We start from the raw sequence: 6736 nt of genomic DNA, 5'->3' as shown, positions 1-6736 counted from the left end.
ACCTCAACACCCGCATCGATCAGATCCAGCCGGGTGCGGGCAGCCCGTTCGTGCAGGTCAACTCGACCAAGGCCGCGGCCAGTGCCACCGGCGCCGACAGCATCGCGATCGGCCCGCTGGCGTCGGCCAGCGGCAGTGGCAGCACCGCGATCGGCGATGGGGCCACCGCCAGTGCCGACAACAGCGTGGCGCTGGGCAGCGGGTCGGTGGCCAGCGTGGGCGCGCAGAGCGGCTACACCGGTGCGTTCGGCGCGGCCGGCGGCAGCAGTTCGGCCGGTGAAGTGTCGGTGGGCAGCACCGGCAGTGAACGCAAGGTCACCCATGTGGCGGACGGCTCCGACCGCTACGACGCGGTCAACGTGGGCCAGCTGCAGAACGGCGTGAACTACGCCATCGACCAGTCCAAGGCCTACACCGACACCCAGATCAACAACATCAACAACGGCACCTCGGGCATGTTCCAGGTGAACAACAGCAACAACCTGGCCGCCCCCGCGGCGACCGGCGCCAATGCCGCCGCCGGTGGTGCCGGTTCCAGCGCCAGCGGTGCCAACAGCACCGCGCTGGGCAACGGCGCCAGCGCACAGGGCAGCAACACGGTGGCGTTGGGCGCCGGCTCGGTGGCCACCCGGGACAACACGGTGTCGGTGGGCAGCGCGGGCGCGGAGCGCCAGATCACCAACGTCGGCGATGGCAGCGCCGACACCGATGCGGTGAATGTGCGCCAGCTGCAGGCGTCGCAGCAGGGCACCATCCGCTACGACAGCAACGTCAACGGCACCACCAACCTCAACAGCGTCACCCTGGGCAGCACCAGCACCGGGCCGACCACCGTGCGCAACGTCGCCGCCGGCACGGCCGGTACCGACGCGGTCAACGTGGACCAGCTGCGTGCCGGCATGAACCAGACGCTGGACTGGTCCAAGGCGTACACCGACGAGCGTTTCGATTCGTTCGACCGCAACCTGCGCCGTACCGACGACCGCGCCTCGGCCGGCGTGGCCGCGGCAATGGCGGTGGCCGGGCTGCCGCAGCCGTACGAGGCCGGGCGCAGCATGGCCGCGGTGGCCGCCGGCAGCTACAACGGCGAGTCCGGCGTGGCGGTGGGCATTTCCGGGGTGTCCGAGGGCGGCCGCTGGATCTACAAGGTGGCCGGGACCACCAACAGCCGTGGCGAAGGCGGGGTGTCGGTTGGTGCGGGCATCCAGTGGTGAGCGCGCCGTACTGACGTACTGAAACGTTCGCAGTGACTCGTTCCCGGTGCCGGCGGCCTGCCGCACCGGGGATTCCAGCGCGGCTCCGCGCACCAGGGGGAATCCATGTCCACATCATCGATTGCACACGACCACACGCCGTTGCTTCGCTCACTGTCGCTGGGCTTGGCGGTGTTGCTGTTCAGCGCCTGCGCCAGCGGCGGCAAGCACAAGGGCGATGTGCCGGAAGGCGCTGCGGTCACGCCGGAGGCGGGGGAGGTGACGTTCCCCGATCCGAAGCGGGCCACCTTGAAGGAAGGCCTGTTCGTCGACTTGGACAGCCTGCGCCTGTTCGCGCGCGGGATGACCAAGCGCCAGTTGTACACCCTGCTGGGTACACCGCACTTCGGCGAAGGCATGTGGGGCGTGCACGAGTGGAACTACCTGTTCAACTTCCGCAGCAATCCCGACGGCGACTACTTCACCTGCCAGTTCCAGGTGCACTTCGATGCCAAGGGCGTGGCCCAGGCCGGCTACTGGAAGCCGCAGGCGTGCGCGGCGCTACTGCAGCCACCGGCGCCCCCACCGCCGCCACCGCCGGCACCGATGCCCAGCGAGCCGGTGCGGTTGTCGGCCGATGCGCTGTTCGCCTTTGACAGTGCCACGCTCACCGAGGCCGGTCGGCGCAGCGTGGACGCGCTGCTGCAGCAGGTTCGCAGCGCCAGCCAGGTGCAGACCATCCAGGTGCTGGGCTATACCGACCGGATCGGCAGCGATGGGTACAACCAGGTGTTGTCGCACCGGCGCGCACAGGCCGTCCGCGATGCGCTGGTGCAGGGCGGGGTACCGGCGGCGGCGATCGTGGCCGAAGGGCGCGGCAAGGCCGATCCGCTGGTGAACTGCACGCAGGGCAACCGCCAGGCGGTGATTGCCTGCCTGGCGCCGAATCGTCGCGTGGAAATCTCCGGCCTGGCGCAGGCGCGCTGAGCCCTGGCGCGGCGCATTGCCGCGCGTCTCCCCCCGTTGGTGCCCTGTGTCGATGCATCTCTCCCGCATCGACCGGGGTGTTCTTTGACCTGGCTCGTCGCCCTTGCAGGATGTCTCCCCCGTCATCGCACCGGGGTGGCGGGCCAGGTCATCCTTTACCCGTCCCGCGGCGACGCCCGTTCCTGCAGCGTCGCCGCCCGCGGTTGCGCGGCACGTCGGTCAGGGCATCAGCACCTTGTCCACCACGTGGATCACGCCGTTGCTCTGGCGGACGTCGGCAATGGTGACGCGGGCGGTGCCGCCCTTGCTGTCGGTCAGGGTGATGCCCTTGCCAACCTGGCGGGCCGTCAGCGTTTCACCCTGCACGGTGGTCAGTGCGGCCTTGCCGCCGCCCTGCTTGATCCGGGCCAGCAGCGCGGTGCTGTCGAGGTTGCCGGCCACCACGTGGTAGGTGAGCACCTTGGTCAGGTCGGCCTTCTTCTCCGGCTTCAACAAGCCCTCGACCGTGCCCTTGGGCAGTGCGGCGAAGGCGGCGTTGGTGGGCGCGAACACGGTGAACGGGCCCGTGCCCTTGAGGGTATCGACCAGGCCGGCGGCCTTGACCGCGGCAACCAGGGTGGTGTGGTCCTTGGAAGCGACGGCGTTGTCGATGATGTCCTTGGTGGCGTACATCGGTGCACCGCCCACCATCGGGTTGGCGGCCATGGCGTGGTCGTGGCCTGCCATCGGCGCCTGCGCGAACGCCAGCGGCGCGGCGGCGGTGGACAGGCAGGCAATCAGAAGCAGACCGGTCAGCGAGCTTTTCATGTGCAGGGTCCCAGCAGTAGCGTCCAAGTGACGCAGCAGGATCTACGCGCGAAGCGGCGGGACGGATGCAGCGGGGACCGGTTTTCTTAGATTGTTACCGACAGGTGAGGGCGGTTCAGGCCGGCCCGCGTTCGCTGGTGATGGTGGCGCCGTCCCGCATCACCAGGGTGACCGGGGTCTTTTCGACCACCTCGAGCAGGCGCTGCCACTGCGCGTCGCTCAGCGCAGCGCTGGCATGCAGGACGCGGTGCACCAGCAGCTTGCCGTCGGCATCGCGCGAGGAGCTCAACTCGGCGCGAAAGGTGCCCAGCTCCCATCCCTTCTTTTCCGCATACATGCGCAGGGTGATCGCGGTACAGGCCGACAGCGAGGCCAGGTACAGGTCGAACGGGGCCAGGCCGGCCCCCTGGCCACCGAGCGTGGCCGGTTCGTCAGCAATCACCTCGTGCTCGCCGCTGCGGATGTGGTGGCGGTAGTTGGGGCCTTCGGAAACGATCTGAACCTGTGCCATGGGCGGCGCCGTGCTGGAGTGGGAATGCGCGCAGCATCGCACGCTGCTGCGCGTAACGCAGGGCGGGTCGCCGGGACGCAGCGTTACACCGCGATGGGGCTATTGCACGCCGGGAATACGGATCTGCAGCGCCGCGGCCTCGGCGTCGCAGCCGCTGGCGGGCACGCCGCTGCCGCGCAGGCTGCTGATCTCGGCGCGGGCCGCGGCCATGTCGTCGTTGAAGTCGGCGTTGGCATGCAGCATGGCCAGTGCACCGGCGGCGACGGCGCGTCCCTGCAGTACATCACTCTGCCAGTGCGCGTTGCAGATCAGCCGGTTCTCGCCGAACGCGCGGCCGCGTGCCAGCAGCGCATCGGCCTGGCCGGGGCTGAGCTCGGTCAGCAGCAGTGCCCAGGTCCAGCTGATCGCGGTGTGCCCGGACGGGTAGGAACCGTCGGTACGCAGCTGCGCTTCGTCCGCAGGCGCGCAGGTGGCCTCCTTGTAGAACACGAACGGGCGGGTGCGCTTGTAGTGATCCTTGGCGGCGTAGGTGGCCAGCCCGGCATCCACCAGGCTGCGCTGCAGCAGCAGGTACAGGCGCGGGGTGTCCTGCTGGCTGATCGGAATGCCCAGTGCGCAGGAGAACGCGCTGGCCACGTGCGGAAAGCGCAGGTCGGCGTCGGCCGTGGCCAGCGCGTAACGGGGCGTGCGGCGCAGTTTCTGCGCGGCGCGGCTGATGGCCTGGTCCTGGGCGAACCCGGGCGAGCCCTTGGCCGGGGGCGGTGGCAGCAGGGCCAGGCTGTCGGGCAGTGCACGGCCCAGGTAGCCGGCCGGAATGCCCGGGCGCAGTTCGGGAACCACCCGCGCCGGCGCGGCAGCCGCCGGCGGTGGGGGCGGGGGCTGCAATGGGCCGGATGCGCAGCCGGCCAGTACCAGGGGCAGCACCACCAGTGGATTCACAACACGCATGTCAGCCTCCCGCAGGGTGGCCGTCATGGCCAGCACTGCCTGGCAATCTGGAAGGAACGCGCGCACCGGACAAGCGGGTTCCTACGCGGGAAGCGCCAGTAAAACTACCGGTCAAGCGCCGTCTCGTCGGCCGTGTCCAGCGCGAAGCGCACTTCCACCCGGGTGCCGCCGAGCGGGCTGCGGCCCACCACCAGGGTGCCGCCGAGCAGGCGGGCACGCTCTTCCATGCTGATCATGCCCAGCCCCGGTGCCACCGGTCGGCGGCCTGGCGCAGGCAGGCCACGGCCGTCGTCGTCCACGCGCAGCACCAGGTCCATGCCGTGCACGGCAACCAGGACCTCGGCGACGCTGGCCTGCGCGTGCCGGTCCACGTTGTTGAGCGCTTCCTGCACGATCCGGAACAGACTCAGCTCCTGGTCGTCGCGCAATCGCGGCGGCTGTTCGATGCGACAGCGAAGCCGCAGGGTGCCGCGCGCGTTGCGCTTGATGCAGAACGCGTCCAGTGCGCTGGCCAGCCCGGTGAACCGCAGGATGCTCGGATGCAGTTCGTGGGAGATCGATCGGATATCGTTGGACACCGACAGCAGCTGCTCCTGCAGCTCGACGACAGTGGCGCGCGCATCCGTGCCGACCTGGTTGCGCAGTGCGCTGAGCCGGATCGAGATCGCCGCCAGGGATTGATTGACATCGTCGTGCAGGTCGCGCGCGATGCGGGTGCGCTCTTCTTCCTGCACCACCAGCATGCGCCCGGTCACTTCGCCAAGCCGACGATAGGCCTGCTGCAGCTGCAGGTGGTTGGAGAGTTTCTGTTCGGACAGTGCACCCAGGAACAGCAGTGCAAAGCCGGTGCCCAGCGTCCACGCCTGCGCAGGCACCAGGTCGTGGCTGGGTGGGTCCGACCCGAACGGTCCCAGCCCTTCCAGGCCCAGCTGCATGCCCAGAACCGCCACCGCCAGCATGCCCAGGCTGGCACCACTGACGCCGAACATGATCAGCGCCCACACCAGCAGCGGGATCGGCGCCAGCGCCAGCAGCGGCGTAATCGCCGCGTGGTCCCAGTCCACCTGCCAGAACAGGCCCAGCGCCCCCAGCAGGGTGAGGGCCAGCGCAATGCTGCGCCAGTGCCAGCCCTGGCGGCGTTCGGGACTGCGCACCAGCCGATCGATGCTGACCACGGCCGGCACGATCAGCAGGTAGCTCACGCTGCTGCACAGGGCGGCCGCCAGCAGGTCGGCATGCGGCAACGCGCCCGCGCCGCTGCCGCGCACGAGGAGCTGCCAGCCCGCACTGCAGGCGGGCAGGGCAACGCACCCCAGCAGCATGAACACGACGATCTCGCGGTAGCCTTCAAGCACCGCGCGCTCGCCCCGCCAGCGCAGCAGCAGCGCGGCCGTGCCTGCCACCAGGGCAACCTCGCCCAGGCTGGCAAGCAGCCGGGCCACGGCGGTGTCGGGTATCAGAAGGGCACCGAGCAGCGTACCGGCGCACGCCGACAGCACGCACGTGCGCCATGCCGAATGCGGAACGCACAGCAGCCAGCCGAGCAGCAGCGGACCGGGCAGCCACAGGACATGCATGCGCAGGCCGGGGATCTGGGTCACGTTGGGCAGCAGTTGACCCAGCAGACAGCCGACGACCAGCGGCAGCACGCAGGTGAACACCGTGCGCAGGTCGGGTGAAGATGATGTGGAGGCGGCGGGTTGGCCAGCGGTGGAGCGGGGGACGTTCGGGTCCGAAGGCTCAAGGCGGATCGGTTTGACGGGGCTCGCCACCTGGATCATGCAGCTCTGTGCACCGTAGCTGGAGTGTAGATCGGGAACGCGCGGGAAGCGCTTGTCGTGGCACTTGATCGGAAGCACAATCGCGCCGATCTAAGCACTTCCGCCGCTTGCCTGCTATCCGATTTCCGACCCGTTGCGAGGAGTTGGCATGGACGAACCGCTGGCGCCGTACACCCGCTTCGTGGTCGATGGCTTCGACGCCGATGCCCTGTTGGGTGTGGTGCGCGATACCCGTTTCGAGCAGCGGCTGCTGGGTGCAGGCCACTTCCGTGCATGTCTGCAGCGGCTGGTGTTCCCCGAGTTCAGCCTGGACAGCGGCGCGTATTCGCTGCCGATTTTCGCCAGCGGCACGTTTGGCGAGGGCATGGTGGCGCTGGCGATGGCGGTGTCCTGCACGCAACCGATGTGGGCCAACGGGCGCTGGATCGGGGCGGGCCAGGTGATGGTCTTCGCCGAAGACAGCGAGTTGAACGTCCGCCCCAGCCCGGGCGGCTGGCAGTGGGCCGTGC

7 protein-coding genes are annotated in these 6736 nt (G+C 69.4%); 3 read left to right on the top strand and 4 right to left on the bottom strand.

Annotated features, from left to right (window positions below):
- Both DBR34_RS09170 and DBR34_RS09165 read left to right on the top strand, forming a co-directional pair.
- The coding region (locus tag DBR34_RS09170; protein WP_181393959.1) for a YadA-like family protein at positions 1–1214 on the top strand (1214 nt) is incomplete at its 5' end.
- A gap of 105 nt (positions 1215–1319) precedes the next feature.
- The gene (locus DBR34_RS09165; protein ID WP_128096567.1) at positions 1320–2180 is read left to right on the top strand and encodes an OmpA family protein; all 861 of its coding nucleotides are present in this window, start codon (positions 1320–1322) and stop codon (positions 2178–2180) included.
- 219 nt (positions 2181–2399) lie between these two features.
- On the opposite strand, the gene DBR34_RS09160 is transcribed toward DBR34_RS09165, so the two are convergent.
- From DBR34_RS09160 to DBR34_RS09145, 4 genes are all read right to left on the bottom strand, one after another.
- Positions 2400–2987: a fasciclin domain-containing protein gene (locus DBR34_RS09160; protein WP_128096566.1), complete on the bottom strand. Its 588-nt coding sequence runs from the start codon at positions 2985–2987 to the stop codon at positions 2400–2402.
- Positions 2988–3102: 115 nt separating this feature from the next.
- Complete coding sequence (locus DBR34_RS09155; RefSeq protein WP_128096565.1) at positions 3103–3498, bottom strand: OsmC family protein; 396 nt, start codon at positions 3496–3498, stop codon at positions 3103–3105.
- A gap of 99 nt (positions 3499–3597) precedes the next feature.
- Entirely contained in the window at positions 3598–4446 is an 849-nt protein-coding gene (locus tag DBR34_RS09150; RefSeq protein WP_128096564.1) for a phosphatase PAP2 family protein, read from the bottom strand.
- Between the two features lie 104 nt (positions 4447–4550).
- Positions 4551–6107: a sensor histidine kinase gene (locus tag DBR34_RS09145; RefSeq protein ID WP_258223778.1), complete on the bottom strand. Its 1557-nt coding sequence runs from the start codon at positions 6105–6107 to the stop codon at positions 4551–4553.
- A gap of 268 nt (positions 6108–6375) precedes the next feature.
- On the opposite strand from DBR34_RS09145, the gene DBR34_RS21740 reads away from it, so the two are divergent.
- A partial coding sequence (locus DBR34_RS21740) for a hypothetical protein (protein ID WP_219928246.1) occupies positions 6376–6736 on the top strand: 361 nt, incomplete at its 3' end.

Origin of the sequence: Stenotrophomonas sp. HMWF003, assembly GCF_003061285.1 — a bacterium.
In the GTDB taxonomy this organism is placed as follows: domain Bacteria; phylum Pseudomonadota; class Gammaproteobacteria; order Xanthomonadales; family Xanthomonadaceae; genus Stenotrophomonas; species Stenotrophomonas maltophilia_AP.
This window is presented reverse-complemented; position numbering and strand designations above follow the sequence as displayed.